Annotated in this window: 1 pseudogene (only partly in view); it reads right to left on the minus strand. The window is 70.3% G+C overall.

The features are described from left to right. Positions 1–670, minus strand: a pseudogene (locus CCN72_RS37245) (flavin-containing monooxygenase); its annotated part reaches 538 nt to the left of the window's first position; the annotation flags it as partial.

Consider the following 670-nt stretch of genomic DNA (forward strand, 5'->3'; position numbering starts at 1 on the left):
GTTGGCGACGGGGTCCTTGCGGGGCACCGGCATGATGTACGACGGGGTGCGCTGGACCATCGTCACCCGGGCGGCGGTGCGGGCCATCGCCGGTACGAGGGTGACCGCCGTGGCGCCGCTGCCGATCACCACGACGCGCTTGCCCGTGTGATCGAGGTCCTCGGGCCACTGCTGGGGGTGCACGATCGCCCCGGTGAAACGTTCCCGCCCCTCGAAGTGCGGGGTGAACCCGGCGTCGTAACGGTAGTAGCCCATCGCGCAGAAGAACCAGCCGCAGGTCAGCGTCGTCCGCTCGCCGGTGTCCGTGCGCTCGATCTCGACCGTCCAGCGCGCCTGTTCGCTCGACCAGGAGGCGCCGAGCACCTTGTGGTGGTAGCGGATGCGGGACTCCAGGCGGTTCTCGCGCACGGTCTCCCGCAGATAGGCGAGGATCCGCGGCGCGTCGGCGATCGACTCCGGGTCCCGCCACGGCTTGAACGCGTAGCCGAAGGTGTGCAGATCGGAGTCCGACCGGATGCCGGGGTAGCGGAACAGGTCCCAGGTGCCGCCGAGGTCGGCGCGCGCCTCCAGGATCGCGAAGCTCTTGTCGGGCAGCCCGGTCGTCAGATAGTGGCCGGCGCCGATGCCGGATATCCCGGCGCCGACGATCAGGACGTCCAGATGCTCGGCG

The organism is Streptomyces murinus, assembly GCF_002154555.1.
Lineage (GTDB): Bacteria > Actinomycetota > Actinomycetes > Streptomycetales > Streptomycetaceae > Streptomyces > Streptomyces murinus.